This window comes from Streptomyces sp. NPDC087440 (assembly GCF_044744005.1).
GTDB lineage: Bacteria > Actinomycetota > Actinomycetes > Streptomycetales > Streptomycetaceae > Streptomyces.
On sequence record NZ_JBIUXN010000006.1, the window covers coordinates 272,795 to 288,944 of the forward strand.

Annotated in this window: 12 protein-coding genes and 1 pseudogene; 5 read left to right on the top strand and 8 right to left on the bottom strand. The window is 72.5% G+C overall.

Annotated features, from left to right (window positions below; all coding sequences use genetic code 11):
- Positions 1–63 precede the first annotated feature (63 nt).
- On the top strand, positions 64–1,521 hold the full coding sequence (locus tag ACIO3O_RS15900) for a hypothetical protein (RefSeq protein ID WP_401745674.1): 1,458 nt from the start codon (positions 64–66) through the stop codon (positions 1,519–1,521).
- Positions 1,522–1,550: 29 nt separating this feature from the next.
- Positions 1,551–3,119, top strand: a complete 1,569-nt coding sequence (locus tag ACIO3O_RS15905) for an alpha/beta fold hydrolase (RefSeq protein ID WP_401745676.1) — start codon at positions 1,551–1,553, stop codon at positions 3,117–3,119.
- A 7-nt stretch (positions 3,120–3,126) separates the two neighbouring features.
- Here the strand turns inward: ACIO3O_RS15905 and ACIO3O_RS15910 are convergent, their stop codons facing one another.
- The 4 genes and pseudogenes from ACIO3O_RS15910 to ACIO3O_RS15925 all read right to left on the bottom strand — a co-directional run bounded on the left by ACIO3O_RS15910 (position 3,127) and on the right by ACIO3O_RS15925 (position 7,329).
- Positions 3,127–3,747, bottom strand: a complete 621-nt coding sequence (locus ACIO3O_RS15910) for a LysE family transporter (protein ID WP_401745679.1) — start codon at positions 3,745–3,747, stop codon at positions 3,127–3,129.
- Between the two features lie 63 nt (positions 3,748–3,810).
- On the bottom strand, positions 3,811–5,394 hold the full coding sequence (locus tag ACIO3O_RS15915; RefSeq protein WP_401745681.1) for a GAF domain-containing sensor histidine kinase: 1,584 nt from the start codon (positions 5,392–5,394) through the stop codon (positions 3,811–3,813).
- Positions 5,395–5,651: 257 nt separating this feature from the next.
- Positions 5,652–6,680: pseudogene (locus ACIO3O_RS15920) on the bottom strand (rod shape-determining protein); the annotation flags it as partial.
- Positions 6,681–6,810: 130 nt separating this feature from the next.
- Entirely contained in the window at positions 6,811–7,329 is a 519-nt protein-coding gene (locus tag ACIO3O_RS15925) for a hypothetical protein (protein ID WP_401745684.1), read from the bottom strand.
- Positions 7,330–7,531: 202 nt separating this feature from the next.
- On the opposite strand from ACIO3O_RS15925, the gene ACIO3O_RS15930 reads away from it, so the two are divergent.
- Both ACIO3O_RS15930 and ACIO3O_RS15935 read left to right on the top strand, forming a co-directional pair.
- Positions 7,532–8,554, top strand: a complete 1,023-nt coding sequence (locus tag ACIO3O_RS15930; RefSeq protein ID WP_401745687.1) for an NADP-dependent oxidoreductase — start codon at positions 7,532–7,534, stop codon at positions 8,552–8,554.
- Positions 8,555–8,642: 88 nt separating this feature from the next.
- Positions 8,643–9,071, top strand: a complete 429-nt coding sequence (locus ACIO3O_RS15935) for an organic hydroperoxide resistance protein (protein ID WP_345223185.1) — start codon at positions 8,643–8,645, stop codon at positions 9,069–9,071.
- A gap of 636 nt (positions 9,072–9,707) precedes the next feature.
- Here ACIO3O_RS15935 and ACIO3O_RS15940 read toward each other — a convergent pair.
- From ACIO3O_RS15940 to ACIO3O_RS15950, 3 genes are all read right to left on the bottom strand, one after another.
- A complete protein-coding gene (locus ACIO3O_RS15940) occupies positions 9,708–10,859 on the bottom strand; it encodes a serine hydrolase domain-containing protein (RefSeq protein ID WP_401745690.1) in 1,152 nt (383 codons plus the stop codon).
- A gap of 115 nt (positions 10,860–10,974) precedes the next feature.
- Positions 10,975–13,560, bottom strand: a complete 2,586-nt coding sequence (locus tag ACIO3O_RS15945) for a M14 family zinc carboxypeptidase (protein ID WP_401745691.1) — start codon at positions 13,558–13,560, stop codon at positions 10,975–10,977.
- A gap of 100 nt (positions 13,561–13,660) precedes the next feature.
- Positions 13,661–14,701 (bottom strand): hypothetical protein, encoded by a 1,041-nt coding sequence (locus ACIO3O_RS15950; RefSeq protein WP_401745694.1) that lies wholly within the window; start codon positions 14,699–14,701, stop codon positions 13,661–13,663.
- Positions 14,702–14,846: 145 nt separating this feature from the next.
- Between ACIO3O_RS15950 and ACIO3O_RS15955 the strand changes: the two genes are divergently transcribed.
- Entirely contained in the window at positions 14,847–15,560 is a 714-nt protein-coding gene (locus ACIO3O_RS15955; RefSeq protein WP_401745698.1) for a DUF4253 domain-containing protein, read from the top strand.
- Between the two features lie 41 nt (positions 15,561–15,601).
- Here ACIO3O_RS15955 and ACIO3O_RS15960 read toward each other — a convergent pair whose 3' ends face one another.
- Positions 15,602–16,135 carry a GNAT family N-acetyltransferase gene (locus tag ACIO3O_RS15960; protein ID WP_401745701.1) on the bottom strand — a complete coding sequence of 178 codons (534 nt, stop codon included), beginning with the start codon at positions 16,133–16,135 and terminating at the stop codon, positions 15,602–15,604.
- Positions 16,136–16,150: the final 15 nt, after the last annotated feature.

The following is a 16,150-nucleotide window of genomic DNA, read 5'->3' on the forward strand; positions in this document are numbered from 1 at the left end:
ATGCGGGTTGGCTGTCGTGCGGGGTGAGCTTGGTCGCCGTACGGTCGCGGCGAGGTGAGAGAAATGTCCGCGATTGCAGCGCATCGCCTGGCGCGACGGACCGTTCCGGTCGTCGTTCCGTTTCTCGTGCTTGCCGCCACCGGCTGCGGTGGGGCGACTTCCGGTGCTCCGGCGGCCGTCGCTTCCCCGGTCGCCGTGCCGCTTGCCGAGTCCGTCGTGCAGGTGCAGCGTGCCGTCGCCAAGGTGTGGCCCCGGACCGGTGAGATCTGGCCCGGTGTCGACTTCCGGCCCCATGTGGCGCTGATCCTCGACGGCAGGGACACCGGCTGGCTGGTGTCCGTCGACCGGGGGGCGACGCCCGAGAAGGTCGACGCGGCCCGTATCGCCGCCGCGAAGGCGCCCGTACCCGACAAGGACGGCTACGCCTTCGGCACCTGGGAGGGCCGCCACCTGGTCAGCGTCCAGGCCCGTGCCCTGCCCGACTTCCGCACGGGGCGTCCCGAGTACGACCGTCTCACCGACGCCGAACTCCTCTTCGGGGTCGCCACCCACGAGCTGTTCCACGACGCCGTCCAGGAGGGCGGGCCCTCGGGGAAGACCTGGAAGTGGCCCGAGGCGGAAGGGGCCGCCGACCGGGCCGCCGACAGCTACCCCGTCGACCCGGACGCCCGCCTGCGCCGCACCCTCACCCTGAACTCCCTGGTCGACGCCTACCGCGACCCGGCCCGCCGCGCCGAGAAGCTGGCGGCCGCCGCGTACTGGCAGCACCAGTGGGAGAAGGGCGCCCCGGACGAGGCCCGCGACTTTCGCAGGCTGGACGTCTCCGAGGGCACCGCCCGGTACTTCGAGAACACCGCCGAGAGCATGGCCGCCGCCGACCCGGCCGCCTTCCTCCGCGACAAGGTCTACGTTCCCGAAGCCTTCTACCGGCCCGCCGACCGGCAGAGCTACGTCATCGGCTCGGCCGCCGGAACCCTCAACACGGACCCGCAGTGGAAGCGGGCCGTGCAGTCCGGCACGGGCGACACCCCGCTCTCGTACCTCCTCAAGGGCGTACGTCCCGCCCCGCAGACCGAACCCGCCGACGTCGCCCGAGCCGTCCGCACGGGTGTCCACGCCCGCAACGCCGAGCTCAAGCCCGACCTCCAGCCCGCCGTCGACGGCTACCGCGACACGACCGGCCCCCTGCTCCTCCTGCCCGCCGACGCCATGACCGACGGCACGGACTTCCCCCTCAGCGGCCACTTCTCCTCCCCGGACCTCCCGGCGGGCGCCCAGCTCATGCGGAGCTTCACCGGCGCGTTCACCCTCAAGAGCGGCGGCACGCTGCGCCTGAAGGACGTGACCCTGCTGACCGGGCTCCCGGGCCTGGAGGAGTACGCGGTGCTGCCGCTGGCGGTGGTCAAGGGCCAGGTCGTCCAGACCTCCGGACAGGTGAAGGGCACCGGCGACCGCGTGTCGGGCGCGGTCGGGGTGCGCGCCTCGGACGTCACCGGACGCAAGGCACTGATCGCCCAGTGAACCCCCGTACGTACGGAAGGAAGTCCCCCATGCCGAGCCGCAACCGGTTCCTCGCCGCCACCGCCCTCCTCCCCGCCCTCGCCCTGCTCGCCACCGGCTGCGGCGGCGACGAGGACAAGGGCACCAAGGCCGCCGAGGCGACGCCCAGCGCGACCCCCGCCGCCTTGGCCCGCTTCTACAGCCAAAAACTCGACTGGAAGGCCTGCACCGACGAGAACCTCAAGGGCGTCGAGTGCACCAAGGTCAAGGTCCCCGTCGACTACACCAAGCCCGACGGCAACACCCTCGACCTGCACGTCACCCGCGTCGCCGCCACCGACAAGGCCAAGCGGCGCGGTGCCCTGCTCGTCAACGCCGGCGGCCCGGGCCTGCCCACCACCACCTACCTCGGCGACGCCGCCCAGTGGCCCGCGGGGCTCAAGGCGGCCTACGACGTGATCGCCTTCGACCCGCGCGGGGTCGGCCTCAGCGCCCCGCTGACCTGCAAGCTCGACACGACCGTCGAGGACTACGTCCAGCGCCCGGCCGGGCCCGAACCGTTCGCCCAGCAGGTCACCGAGGCGAAGCAGGTCGCCGAGGCGTGCCGCAAGAACCGGCCCCAGGGCGACCTCGGGCAGTTCACCACCCGCAACACCGCCCGCGACATGGACGTCGTCCGGGGCGCACTGGGCGAGCAGAAGATCAGTTACGAAGGCCTGTCGTACGGCACCTACCTGGGAGCCGTCTTCGCGCAGATGTTCCCCGCCGGCCTCGACCGGATCGTCCTGGACGGCGTCGCCGACCCGGGGCGCGTCTGGCGTCCCATGCAGCAGGCGCAGACCGAACAGTCCCAGCGCAACGCCCCCCTGTTCGCGGCCTGGGCGGCCGAGCGGGACAGCACCTACCACTGGGGGGCGACCGCCGAGGAGGTGGAGAAGAACCTCACCGCCCTCGCCCGCAAACTGGCCGTGACACCTGTGCAGGCGGAGGGCCGGGCTGTGGGCGCGCGGGAGGTCCTCGGTTCGGCGGGCATGGGAGCCACCGGCGACGAGGAGTCGATGAAGGAGTCCGCCGAAATGATCCGCAAGATCCAGCAGGCGGACGCGGACGGCAAGAAGGCGACGCTCCGCCCGATGGTCGCGCCCGGCACGGTCACCGATGACACCCCGGGCGGCGACACGTCCCCCAACGACAACCTCATGGCGTCCCGGCTCGCCATCCAGTGCGGCGACGTGGAATGGCCGCGCGATCCGGCGACGTACGAGAAGGACGTCGAGCGGATGGCGAAGGAACTGCCCTACGGCGACGCCAGCGCCTGGAACATCAACGCCTGCGCCTTCTGGGACAAGCCCGTCGAGCCGCCGACCGAGATCAAGCCCCTCGACCGTGAGGTGCTGCTGCTCCAGTCGACGTACGACGCCAGCACGCCGATGGAGGGCGCGCGGGCGATGCAGAAGGCGCTCGGCGACAAGACCCGCATGATCGAGGCGAAGGGGTCGTGGGCGCACGGGCTGTTCCCCGGCGACTGCGTGGAGAAGGCGACGGTGGACTACCTGGTCGACGGGACCTTCCCGGCACAGGACGGGAGCTGCACGCCCAGCTATCTGAAGAAGCCGTAGCACTCGCTCACGGCAACGGCAGCGCGATCTTCACTGCGTACACCGCGACCAGCCCGAAGCCGACCCGGAAGGTCCACGCGCGCACCGTCGGCGAGATCCGCGCGCCCGCGAACCCCGCGACGGCGACCAGGAGTTGCTGCCAGCAGAACGACGCCAGGAACACCCCGGCGACGAACAGCGCCCCGGGGCCCGGCCCGTCCAGGGTCGTGCCCTGAGCGGTGGTCAGGGCGGCGAAGTACAGGGCGGTCGTCGGGTTGATCACGGTGAGCGCGACGAAGCGGGTGAAGGTGCGGGTCGCGCCGCCCCGGCCCGCCGGTGAGTCCTCCACCGGTGCGGGGCGCCGTGACGCCCACAGGCCCCGTACCGCGATGACCAGGAGCACGGCTGCCGACACCAGCCGCACCCACGCCTCCACCCCGCTCAGCGCCGACGCGACCAGAGGGCCCAGCGCGGTGGCGGCGGCCGCGTACGCCAGGTCGACGACGGCGACGGCCGAGGCGGCGGCCACCGCGTTGCGGCGCTCCCGCATGCCCTCCTGGATCAGCAGGACGCCCATCGCCCCGACGGGCACCGCCACTCCCAGACCCGCCGCCGCACCAGCCAGCGCGGGCGCCATCAGCTCGCTCATGGCGCTCACTGTCGGGGTTCGCGGGCCCGCTGCGCGACCGAGTTTCGGGGGAGCGGGGCGGGGCTACCGCAGCGGGGCCTGCCACGTCAGTACGGTCTCCCGCTGCCCGCCCTCGCCCACCCCGTCGTCCGCCACCGTCAGCCGTACGCCGTCGCGCCCGTCCGGCAGCTGTGCCTTCGCGTCGACGCGGACGTGTACGGAGGTGACCTGCGCCCGGCGGTGCGCGGCGGCCAGCGCCCCGCGCAGGGCCGCCACCAGCTGTTTCGCCACCGGTTCGGGGACCAGGGTGTCGACGGCGCCCTCGAAGTGCACCGACGGCGCGAAGCCGAGCAGCGCGGCCGCGCCCGCCGTCTCCCGCAGCACCTTGCCGCGTACCGTCGTCGGCGCGTCGGCGGGCGGCTGCTGGAGGGCGAAGATCGCGGTGCGGACCTCCTGGATGGTCGAGTCGAGCTCGTCGACGGCCCGGCCGAGGAGTTCGTCCATGCCGGGGACCGAGGCCGCCCCGTTCGCGGCCCGCCGCCGGGTCGACTCCAGCATCATCTCCGTCGCGAACAGCCGCTGTACGACGAGGTCGTGCAGGTCACGGGCGATCCGGTCGCGGTCCTCGAAGACCGCGAGGCGCTCCCTGGCCTCCCGCCCGCCGGCCAGCACCATCGCCAGCGCGGCCTGCGAGGCGAACTGGGAGGCCAGCAGGCGTTCGACCCCCGTGTACGGCGCGCCGCCCGGACGGCGGGGCAGGGCGAGCGTGCCGATGAGCCGGCCGCCGCTCTGCAGGGGCAGCAGCATGCTGGGGCCGAAGCGGGACCGTACGACCGTCGTCATCCGGTCGTCGGTCGCCGAGTCGTCGACGAACACCGGTTCCCCGCCGAGGAGTTGCTCCAGGACCGGGCTGCCGGGCTCGATGGAGGTGCCGAGGAAGTCCGCCGCGTCGTCGCCGGGGCCGGTGGCCGCCGCGACGATCTCCATGCCGTCGTCCTCGGTCGGCTGGAGGATGATCCCGGCCGCCGCACCGGACAGCGTGCGCGCCTTCTCGGCGACGGTCATCAGCGCGTCCTCGTTGGTGCCGCCGTGCAGCAGGGCGGTCGTGACGGCGGCGGCGCCCTCGATCCAGTGCTCGCGCAGGCGGGCCGTCTCGTACAGGCGGGCGTTGCCGATCGCGATCCCGGCCTGCGCGGCGAGGACCCGCAGCAGCGACAGGTCGTCCGTGCCGAACGGGGCGCCGCCCGGCTTGTCGGTCAGGTAGAGGTTGCCGAAGACCTGCGCGTCGACGCGGACCGGCACCCCGACGAAGGACTCCATCTCCGGATGCCCCTCGGGAAAACCCACCGAGCGGACGTCTGTGCGGATGCGCGGTACGAGGAGCGGGCGCGGCTCGCGCACCAGCGCGCCCAGCAGCCCGCTGTGCCCGTCCGGGAGCGGCCCGATGCGCTCCCTGGCCTCGGCGTCGAGGCCCGCCGTGTAGAGGTCGGTGACCCCGGTGCGCTCGGCGTCGAGGACCCCGAGGGCGCCGTAGCGGGCGCCGGTCAGCTCCACGGCCGAGTCCACGATGTGCTGGAGGGTGCCGCGCAGCTCCAGGTCCATGCCCACGCTCAGGACCGCGTCGAGCAGCCGGGGCAGGCCGGGGGCCGTGCGTCCCTCTTGGTGCATGGGGCTGGGGTTCCTTCTCGCCGGGTATGTGCCGATCTTGTACGACCTTAACCAGGCGGGGCGGGGGACCGCAGCTCCCGGGCGCGGCCGGGACAGGAGCGGGCCCCCGCGGGGGTGGGGGGGGAGTGCTACGAGGCGGGGTGGGCCTCCGCCGTCTGCTGTTCGCCCTGGGCGGGGGCCTTGGCTGCGGCAGCCGCGTCGGCCTTGTGGGCCTTGGGCGTCCTGTGGTCCGCCTTGCGGGCCGCCCGGGACTCTGTCAGCGGGTCCAGGGCCAGCGGCTGGATGCGTCCCTCCAGCATCGCCCCCAGCCCCAGCACCGCGCACACGTCCGGCCGCTCCGCGATCCGCACCGGCATCCCCGTGGCGTCCCGCAGCATCTGGTCCAGGCCCGGCAGCAGCGCGCTGCCGCCGACCATCATGATCCCGCTCTCGCCGAGGTCGGCCACCAGGTCCGGCGGGCAGGTCCGCAGGATCTTGCCGATGCCGTCCAGGACGGCGGTCAGCGGGGTGTGGATGGCGCGCTGCACGGCGGCCGTGTCGACGTGCACCGAGCGGGCGAGCCCGGTCGCCACGTCCCGGCCGTGGATCTCCGTGGACACCGGCCCGCCCGCGGCCAGCCCGCTCGACCGCAGGGCCAGTTGCAGCGGACGTACCGACTGCGAGGGCAGCATCAGCTCGTGCGCCTGGCGCAGGTGCTGCACGACGGCGTGGTCGATGGCGTTGCCGCCGACCGGGATGCGCTCGGCGGCCACGATGGAGCCCAGCGAGAGCACCGCCACCTGGGTGGTGGCCGCCCCGCACACCATGATCATGGTGGCCGAGGGCTGTTCCACCGGGAGGCCGCAGCCGACGGCCGCCGCGATCAGGGTGTCGACCAGTTCCACGCGGCGGGCCCCGATGCCGACCAGCGTCTCGACGGCGGCGCGCTGGGCGAGCGGGTCGGCGTCGTGCGGGGTGCAGGCGGCGGCCCGCAGGCCCGGCTTGCGGCGCAGCTGACGGCGGAGCTTGTCGCCGAGGAGGCTGCGCAGCATGCGCTGGGCCATCTCGATGTCGACGACGGTGCCGCCGGAGACGGGGCGGACGACGCGGATGTAGTCGGGGGTGCGCCCGGTCATCTGCTCCGCGAAGGCGCCGACCGCGATGAGGGCGCCGGTGCGGGTGTTGACGGCGGCGCAGCTCGGTTCGTCGACCACGAGGCCGAGCCCCTTCACGAAGACCCGGGTCCTGGCGGCCCCCAGATCGACGGCGACATGGCAACGGCGCAACTGCTCAAGGCTGACGGTCATAGTCGCATCGTGCGGGGTGCGCGCGGTGGGCGCGCGCTGGGATGAGCCGCACGGGGTACGGGATCTGACGCCACGCCAGAAACTGCCGGTGCGTCAGCCCTCCTCTCGGCCTCCTCGGGTCCCTCCGCCCCTACGGCAGCTCCCTCAGCTCCTGGAAGAGCCCCCAGGAGAATTCCGCCACCCGGGCGGAGCCGTCCGGCAGGGTGAGGGAGAGGCGGGCCCGGTTCGGGGTGCCCGGGTCCAGCATGCGTACCGGCCCGAAGGCCGCGAAGGCCTGCGCCACCTCGTCCACGGTCGCGGACCAGGGGGCGAGGTCCCCGGCCGTGCGCAGCTCGGGTCCGGCCGCGCCGGGCGCGCGCACCAGCCACTCGTTCCACGCCACCCCGTCCGGCCCGGTGAGCACCTCCAGCCGCAGGTCGGGCCAGAGCGGCACCCGCCACTGGTGCGCGTCGCACTCCAGGTCGCCGATCCGCCGCCGTACGACCGCCTCCGCAGGCCCCAGCACGGACCGGTAGCGGTCCACCGCGCCGCGCGCGCGGGGCGAACGCACCATGGCCTGCCAGCGGCGGTTGACGTCGCGCATCTCGGTCAGGCTCACCCCCATCGCGATTCGGGCGTCCTCCACCAGCCCCGGCTGGTGGTCGGCCATCCTCCGCAGCAGGACGAGCTGAAACTCCCGGGGCCCCAGGCCCCCGCCCGTCCTGCCCGCCCTGTCTGCCCCGCCGGACCCGCCGGATCCGCCACGCACCATGATCCACCTCACTTACTTGACAATCTCAATCATTGAGGAGCAAGGTTCATCCAGATACTAAAGTTTCAGTTCACCGCGTCGATCCGGAGGCCGCACCCCCATGACCACTCTCCCCACCACCGGCCGCGCCTGGCACCTCGTACGCCGTCCGAACGGCTGGCCGGTGCCGGAGGACTTCGCCCTCGTCGAGACCCCGGTCACCGAGCCCGCCCCCGGCCGGGTCCTCGTCCGGAACCTCTACCTCTCCGTCGACCCGTACATGCGCGGCCGCATGAACGACGTGAAGTCCTACATCCCGCCCTTCCAGCTCGGTGAGCCGATGACCGGCGGCGCGGTCGGCGAGGTCATCGCCTCGAACGACGAGCGCTTCGCCGTCGGCGACCACGTCCTGCACGACCTGGGCTGGCGCGAGTACGCGGACCTGAAGGCCGACCACGCCACCAAGGTCTCCGCCGAGCTGGCGCCCCTCTCCACCTACCTCGGCGTCCTCGGCATGCCGGGCCTGACGGCCTACGCGGGCCTCTTCGAGGTGGCCTCCTTCCGGGAGGGCGACACCGTCTTCGTCTCCGGCGCGGCCGGCGCCGTCGGCAGCCAGGTCGGCCAGATGGCCAAGCTGCGCGGCGCCCGGCGCGTGATCGGCTCCGCCGGTTCCGCCGACAAGATCAAGCTCCTCACCGAGGAGTACGGCTTCGACGCGGCCTTCAACTACAAGGACGAGGCCCCCGTGGCCGAGCAGCTCCGCGAAGCCGCCCCCGAGGGCATCGACGTCTACTTCGACAACGTCGGCGGCGAGCACCTGGAAGCGGCGATCTCCTCCCTCACCGTGCACGGCCGCGCCACCCTCTGCGGCGCGATCTCCGGCTACAACGAGACCGAGCCGGTCCCGGGCCCGCGCAACATGATGGCCATCATCGGCAAGCGCCTGCGCCTGCAGGGCGTCCTGGTCGCCGACCACGCCGACCTCCAGCCGAAGTTCGTCGAGGAGGTCTCCTCCTGGATCCGCTCCGGCGAGCTGAAGTACGACGAAACGGTCGTCGAGGGCATCGAGCACAACGTCGACGCGTTCCTCGGAATGCTGCGCGGCCAGAACACCGGCAAGATGATCGTTTCCCTGGCCGGATGACTGGAAAGTCGACCCGATAGAGTCCAGGCACACCGTCACGGCGCGTGGGCGCGAGCCGTTGACGAACCAAGCAGGAGGAACCACCCGTATGTCCATCCAGAAGATCGACGTCAAGTACACCGCTGTCGCCACCGCGGAGAACGGCCGTGACGGCCGGGTCGCCACCGACGACGGCAAGCTGGACGTGGTCGTCAACCCGCCGAAGGAGATGGGCGGCAGCGGCGCCGGCACCAACCCGGAGCAGCTCTTCGCCGCCGGTTACAGCGCCTGCTTCCAGGGCGCGCTCGGCGTTGTCGCCCGCAAGGAGAAGGTCGACATCACCGGCTCGACCGTCACCGCGAAGGTCGGCATCGGCTCGACCGAGGCGGGCGGCTTCGGCCTGGAGGTCGCGATCTCGGCCTCCATCCCGAACGTGGACGAGGCCACCGCCAAGTCCCTGGTCGAGAAGGCCCACGAGGTCTGCCCGTACTCCAGCGCCACCCGCGGCAACATCAAGGTCGAACTCTCCGTCGCCTGATGCACTGACGCCACACAAAGAGGGGCCGCACCTGCGAGGTGCGGCCCCTCTTCGCCTACCCTGCCCCGTCGGGGCGCGGGGCTGTGTCGATGTGCGGCTCCACCGCGCCGGGCGCCCCTTCAGGGGCGCGGGGCTGTGCTGCACGTGCGGCTCCGCCGCGCGGGCGCGCCCCTTCAGGGGCGCGGGGAACTGCGCGAGCAACCACGACGCACCTGCACGGAACCGTGCAATCGCCGCGCGGCGAGCGCTTTAGGGAAAGGGGCGGGTCCGGGGCCTCTCTGCCTGGGCGGCAGGGGCTGACGTGTCCGGTACGGGGGCGGGCCGGGGCCCCTTTGGACGCGCGTCCGGTGTCGGGGCTGGCCAAGGGGCGGCACCCGGGTGGGCCGGGAGCGGGAGGGGCCGCCCCCTTGCCCGCCCGTCCCGCCCCCGGGGGGCGGCCCCGCCGCCCAAGGGGGCTAGGGGGAAGGTGGGGAGGGCGGCCCCGCCGCCCAAGGGGGCTCGGGGGAAGGGGACGAGGGGCGGCCCCGTCGCCCAAGGGGGCGGAGGGAAGCTGCGCCGCCCCCCAAGGGGGCTACGGGGGGTGGGAGGGGACGAGGGGCGGTCCCTCCCGCTCGCGGGGAGAGGACCCCGCACCCCCTACGCGGACGCAGCCCGCACGATCGCCCTCACCAGGTGCACATTCTCCGGCGCCGCACCCCCGGGGTACGCAAACCGCCTCCGGTTGTACCCGTACGCGATCCGCTGCCGAGGATCGGCGAACGCCATCGACCCCGCCGCCCCACTGTGCCCGATCGCCCCGTGCCCCAGCACCGGATACCGCTCCGCCGACAGCGCCACGAACCCCGCCCCGAACACCGACCGTTCCCCGGCCACCAGGTCGGTCCCGTCGAAGTGAATCCGCCCGAAGTCCGCCAGCGTCCGCTCCGTGAGCAGCGGCTCCACCCCGTCCCCGAGGATCGCCCGGTACATCCCGGCCAGCCCCCGGGCCGACGCCACCCCGCCGAACGACAGCTGCCCGTTGGCCCGCAGGGCGTACGAGTTGCCCGCCTCGACGATGTCCGTCGGCTTCTCGGCGTTCAGGTTGAAGGCGATCCCGGTCAGCGAGTGCGCACTGCCCGGGTTGGCCGCGATCTCCGCCTGCTGGTCGGCGGTCGGCGCCATCGGCAGCGTGTCCAGCACCCGCGGAATCTCGGCGTCCGGCAGCCCCACGAAGAAGTCGAGCCCGTACGGGGCCCGCACCCGCTCCTCGTAGACCTCCTGAATCGACCGTCCGGTGACCCGCCGCACGACCTCTCCGGCCAGCGCGCCGATCACGTACGCGTGGTACCCGGCCTGCGTCCCCGGCGTCCAGTACGGCGCCTGGCCCGCGAGGCGCTCCGCGACGACCCGGTCGTCGGCCAGCTCCTCCGCCGTGAACCCGGCATCGGCCCCCACCAGTCCCGCCCGGTGCGCCAGCAGGTCCCGCAGCGTCAGCCGGTCCTTGCCCTGCGCGCCGAACTCCGGCCAGTACGACGCCACTTCGCGGTCCAGCTCCAGCACCCCGTCCTGCACGAGCAGCGCCACCACCAGATAGGCGGCGCCCTTCGTGGACGAATACACCGGAGTCAACGAGTCCGCCTCGATCTCCGGCCCGCCCCACAGGTCCACCACCAGCTCGCCGCGCACGTACGCGGCGAGCTGGGCGGAGTGGTCCGGCCCCTCGTCGGGGTTGTTGAGGACGGCCGCGAACTCCTCGCGGACGTCCTCATAGCCTGCGGCGACGGTCCCCTTGACATCGATCCCGCTCACGCGAATCCAACTCCCCCACATCAGTGCTCTCTGCTTGCAGGGTGATCAAGCGCCCGCCGCCGCGGCCTATTCCGTTCCTGCCGACTTCGTTCACATCGGCTTAACAAAACGTCCGTTACGCACCGGACGTGACGTACAGCGCCCGCGCGACCTGCGCGAACTCGCCCTTCGGGTGGGCCCGGAACAGCGGCTGCGTACCGAAGAGCACGACCGCGGCCCCCTGTGCGGAGGTCCCGGAGACGACGGCCGCCTGCCCCGCCGCGTCCTTCGGGCCGCCCGTGCCGTCCTCGCCCGCACGCCAGTGCCCGGACACGAGCGGGTTCCCGCCCGTCTTGTCGTACGACTGGTCCACCCGCACACCCGTGCCGAGCCCGCTGAACCACAGTGGCGCGAAGACAAACGTGTGCGCGGGAGCCCCGCCGGTCACGGCACTGCCCGCCGCGTTGTCGACCCGTACGACGCCGTTGGCATCCCCGTTGCCCTGCACGGCGGTGGCGGCGATCAGCTTCGCGTCGGCGTTGAACTTCGCCCCGGTGCCGCCGAGTCCGACGACCCCGTGCCCCTTCAGGAAGGCGTCGAGCCCGGCCTTGGCCGCCGCGTTCAGCTTCCCGTAGGCCAGATCCGCCGACACGTACAGCGTGTCGACCTTCTTCCAGTCGAACCCGGCGTTGAGCACCGCCGTCGACACGGGCGTCACGTCGAAGCCCATCTCGCGCAGCGCGAACAGCTCACCGGACGACACGGCCGCCGCCACCCGGGTCCGCCCGATCGCCGCGACCCCCTGGGCCCGCGTGGCGTGGAACGCCACCCCGAACCGGTCCGCCAGCTTCACGGCCTTCCACCGCGCCGACCCCGGCACGACGGCCGTCCCGTCGGCGGCCCGCCGCACCTTCACCCCGTCCGCCAGCAGCGCGTTGAGGGCGCCGACCTCCTTGGGGTCGTCCAGCCGCAGTTGCAGGTCCCCCCACGGGGCGACGTACCCGGTGGCCGAAGCGGCGTGCACACCACGGCGCGGAACATCCACCGTGGTGCCCTGAGCGACGCGGTCCACGCTCGCACCCCACAGCAGCCCCAGGCTCCACCCGGAGATGTCGTACATCGCGGAGACGTCGGCGCTGATGTCGCGCCCGTCGGCCAGGATGACGTTCGCGACCCCGCGCTTGGGCTGCTTCATGTCCACGACGTACGACCCGGCCGGGTAGCTCTTGGAGCCCACCCGGAAGGCGCGCAGCGCCCGCTCGACCTTGACGTCGTTGGCCACCAGATGGTCGACGAGCCGCGCCGCCGCCACGCCGGACCGCTGCCCCTCGCCGCCCGCCGGGATGACGTACGCGCTCGGGAACTCGGTCGTGTACACGTCCTCCGGGCCGATCCCCGGAACGCCGGGCACGGTCTCCTCCGACACGGGCACCTGCGCGGCACCCGCAGCACCCCGCCGGAAGGACTCGATCTGGTCGGCGATGACCGAAGTCCGGTGCGTGGACGTGTAGTCGACGGCCGCCTTGATGGCCGCACCGGCGATGTCGGTGTTGATCGCCGACCGACGCCGCAGCTCCGCGACGGGCTGCGTGTCGTACTCCTCGTTGTTGACCTGGAGCGGAATCTCGATGGTGTGCGTGGCGACCGCGCCCTGGAAGGGCATGTACTGCGGGGTGAAGATGGGCGGCCAGTCGTCCCACCCTTCCTGCTGGTCCCGGAAGGGGATGATCGCCGGATCGACGCCGTCCTTGGCGGGCGTGTACCCCAGCCCGTTCACGGCGGCCTCCATCCCCAGCGCGTTCGCGTACGAATTCTTCAGGAAGAGGTCGTACTCGTAATTCTCGCCGTGCGGGGGAGTGGTGGGCTCGATCAGCGTCCCGTTCACATAGCCGTGCATGTCCAGCATGACCGCGGGCTGCTTGTCGATGGCGATCTGCCGGATGGCACGGGCCTCGGGCTGGGTGGCGGTGATGAAGTCGCGGTTGATGTCGAACCCGTTGGAGTTCTCCCGCGTCCCGGCTATCCGTCCGTCCGGATTCGCCGTGACATTGAAGTACAGCCGGTTCTTGTCCAGCAGCTTCCGCGTCTTCTCGTCCTTCGCGGAAGCCAGCTCGGATATGAGCTTCAGAGACGCGTCCGTCCCCTCCCACTCATTCCCGTGAATGTTGTTGTTGACAAACAGCGGCGTCTTGTAATCCGCCTTTATCTCACGGTCCTTGGCCGCCTTCGCCGGGGAATTCTCGATCAATTCCCGCATCCGTTCCTGCCGCCCGGCCTCCCGGCTGCTCTCCGGCGCGGTGACGGTCACCAGATACAGGTCGTGCCCGCCCGCCGACTTCCCGGCCAGCTCGACGCTCACCCGGTCGCTCTGCTTCTGCAGCTGATTCAGCTTCGGGGCTATCGCGTGGTACGGGGTCAGCCCCAACTTGATGGACTTGTCAGCGGGGTTGGGCGCGGGCTCCCTCAGCTTCGTCCGCCGGGGGAACCCGTCGGTCCGGCCGCCGCGGCGGACCCCGAGGTCCCCGAGCGCCCGCTCGGCGGCACCCGCCCCGGTCCTTGCCGCGGGCCCCCTCAACTCCCGCTCGCTGTCGGTACGTTCATGCTTCGGCCCGTCACCCTTCGGCCCGGGTGCGGCCTGGGCGCCGGAGGTGGGGACGATCAGGGCGGCACCGGCGAGGGCGGCGGTGGCGACGAGCACGGGTCTCGGTATGCGTACGGCCATGGATGTGCGTACCTCCGGGAGGGGCGGTTGATCGGTACGCAGGGGTCTACCGGCTGAACACCCGTGACACAAGGGGGTCTTGGGAACGGCTCCGCCACTCCTAGGACCGCACGGCATTCCCGCAGGAGCCGTCCGCGCCCCCCTCGGTGACGGGCCCCTTCCGGTCGTACGGGTCCGTGTCCGGCCCCTCGCCCCCGGCGCGCGTGCCGAACTCGGGTGCGAAGAAGCCGGTGAGGTTGACCCCGCAGCCGCCGTTCGTCATGTTCACCTTGTAGGACAGCAGCGAGAAGGTCCCCGGGTCGGTCCGCACCTTCGCCGGATCGTCCCAACTGGCCACCACCTCACGCCGGACGACGGTCCGCACGACCTCGCGGCTGTCGGCGGCCGCCCGGGTCACGGGATAGACGTACGTGACATCACTCGCCACCTCCACGGCCCCCCGCGCCCCCGCCCGGAAGCTCAACTCCCCCCGCACCTTGACCACGTCCCCCACCAGCCGCACCTTGCCCCCGTCGAACCGGCTGAACAGCAACAACGGATCGTTCTCCGCATCCGGCTTCAGGAACGCCTGCCGCAGATAGCGGGCCGTGTCCGCCTGCTGCGGATTCACGAGCGTGATCGCCTTGTCGGGCCGCTTGCCGCGCAGGGTGTCGGCATCCAGGTTGGCCGCCACCAGGAAGTCCCGGGTCTTCGCCAGCGCCTGCTCCACCTGCGCGGCACTCATCCACCCGGTGGCCTTCGCCTGCGGTACGAAGATCCCCCGCGCCCCGTCCTCCCACCGGTCGGCGGGCGACCCCCGGAACGGCTCCTCCACGGTCCCGCGCTCACCGGAACCGACCCCCGGCGACGCGCCCCCGCCGAACCACCCGGCGAGACTCCCGGGCACGAACGCCACGGCCAGCAACGCCACCGCCGCCACCAGCACGAACACATGCCACACCCGGAACCGCCGTCGCCGCACCGGCACATGAGCCCTCCAGGGCACGGCCTGCTGCGGCTCCTCCTGCAACCGCCGCGTGACCATCCGGGCCCGCGCGGAGGGCTCCTTGGGCGCACCCGGCACCCCGTTCACGGAGTCGCGGAGAAACTTCTCCCACTCCTCGTCCGAAACCGAAGCCCCGTCATCCGTCCCCGTACCCACCGCTGCCACTCCCCGCTGCCACGCACTCCCACTCCGGTTCCCCCCAGAGCGGCCCACGGAATAATCACACAGCCCCCCACGCGCCCCCGACCAGGGCCCGCACCGCTCCCTCCCCGCTGTCAGTGCGACCCCCTACGGTGCTGCCATGTTCGCGCTCCCCGACGGCCTGCCGCCCGGCCGCTTCCAGCTCCACGAGGCCACCCCCGTCTGGCTCTCGGACACCCGCCCCGCGCCGCCGCTCCCGCTCGCACCGGGCCTGGTGGCGCTCCTGTGCCATCCCTATGCGCTGGGCGGCCCGGTGGAGTTCGCGCACCTGCCGCTGGAGGAGACGCTGGCCGAGGCGTTCACCGCGTACCGCCGCGAACGGCTCCCGCTGTGGACGAACCCCGACCCCCACCCGGCCCCGGAGGACATCGAGCCGTGGCCGCACGACCCCGGCCCCCCTTTCACCACCTGGCCGGGCCTGGCCCCGGGAACCCCCGCACTCCCGGCCCCTCCGCCCCCCTTCCCCCTCACCGATCCCGAACTCGCCGACACCCGCCTCCTCCTGACCCCCGCCCCCCGCCCCAGCGAGGCCCTCGCCCGCCTCGGCTGGACGGCGGACGTGAACCTCCCCCTCCTGTGCGCCCTCCTCCACTCCTGGGAGGACCGCTTCGGGGCGCGACTGGTGGCCGTACTCGGCAGCGAACTGCACCTGACGGTGGAACGACCGCCCCTGGACGCCGAATCGGCGACCCTGCTCGCCCTGGAACACGCCCTGACCGGCGCGACCAGCGTCGTCGACGACCCACCCACCCCGTTCCCCACCTACGCGGCAGACCTGCCGGGCCGCACCACCTGGTCCTTCTGGTGGGACTGACCCTGGTGGGACTGACCCCATCCGCCCCACGAACGCCGCCGTCAGACCCCGTACGCCTCACGCGTGATCGCGTACACCCGCACCGGCGCTCCGTGTCCGGGTACGACCGTCTCGCGCTCCCGGCGCATGCCCAGCTTCCGCATCACGGCTTCCGAAGCACCGTTGTGGGCATGGCAGATGCTGACGACGCGCTCCAGCCCGACCGCGTCGAAGGCGTGCCCCAGCACCGCGCGCGCCGCCTCCGTCGCCAGCCCCCGACCCCAGTGCCCGCGGTCGAAGCGCCACCCGATCTCGACCGCCGGAAGCACCTCGGGCAGGAAGTGCGGCACGGTGGTGCCGGTCCATCCGGCGAACTCCCCGCTCTCGCGCACCTCCACCGCGAACATCCCGTGCCCCCGCTCCTCCCACTCGGCCCGCATCCGGGCCAGGCCCGCCGCGGTCTCCTCACGGGTGCGTACGGAGCCGTCGCCGATGTACCGCATGACCTCCGGGTCGGCGTTCAGGCGGGCGAGGGCGTCGAGGTCGTCGTCGTGCAGGGGGCGCAATCGCAGCCGCGCGGTGAACAGTTCCGGCATTTCGGCATCCTCGCA

What these genes read in the sequence shown, in the direction of transcription:
- ACIO3O_RS15905 (WP_401745676.1), top strand. Translation starts at nt 1,551, where the DNA reads ATGCCGAGCCGCAACCGGTTCCTCGCCGCCACCGCCCTCCTCCCCGCC.
- ACIO3O_RS15910 (WP_401745679.1), bottom strand. Translation starts at nt 3,747, where the DNA reads ATGAGCGAGCTGATGGCGCCCGCGCTGGCTGGTGCGGCGGCGGGTCTG.
- ACIO3O_RS15915 (WP_401745681.1), bottom strand. Translation starts at nt 5,394, where the DNA reads ATGCACCAAGAGGGACGCACGGCCCCCGGCCTGCCCCGGCTGCTCGAC.
- ACIO3O_RS15935 (WP_345223185.1), top strand. Translation starts at nt 8,643, where the DNA reads ATGTCCATCCAGAAGATCGACGTCAAGTACACCGCTGTCGCCACCGCG.
- ACIO3O_RS15900 (WP_401745674.1), top strand. Translation starts at nt 64, where the DNA reads ATGTCCGCGATTGCAGCGCATCGCCTGGCGCGACGGACCGTTCCGGTC.
- ACIO3O_RS15930 (WP_401745687.1), top strand. Translation starts at nt 7,532, where the DNA reads ATGACCACTCTCCCCACCACCGGCCGCGCCTGGCACCTCGTACGCCGT.
- ACIO3O_RS15955 (WP_401745698.1), top strand. Translation starts at nt 14,847, where the DNA reads ATGTTCGCGCTCCCCGACGGCCTGCCGCCCGGCCGCTTCCAGCTCCAC.
- ACIO3O_RS15960 (WP_401745701.1), bottom strand. Translation starts at nt 16,135, where the DNA reads ATGCCGGAACTGTTCACCGCGCGGCTGCGATTGCGCCCCCTGCACGAC.
- ACIO3O_RS15925 (WP_401745684.1), bottom strand. Translation starts at nt 7,329, where the DNA reads ATGGCCGACCACCAGCCGGGGCTGGTGGAGGACGCCCGAATCGCGATG.
- ACIO3O_RS15945 (WP_401745691.1), bottom strand. Translation starts at nt 13,560, where the DNA reads ATGGCCGTACGCATACCGAGACCCGTGCTCGTCGCCACCGCCGCCCTC.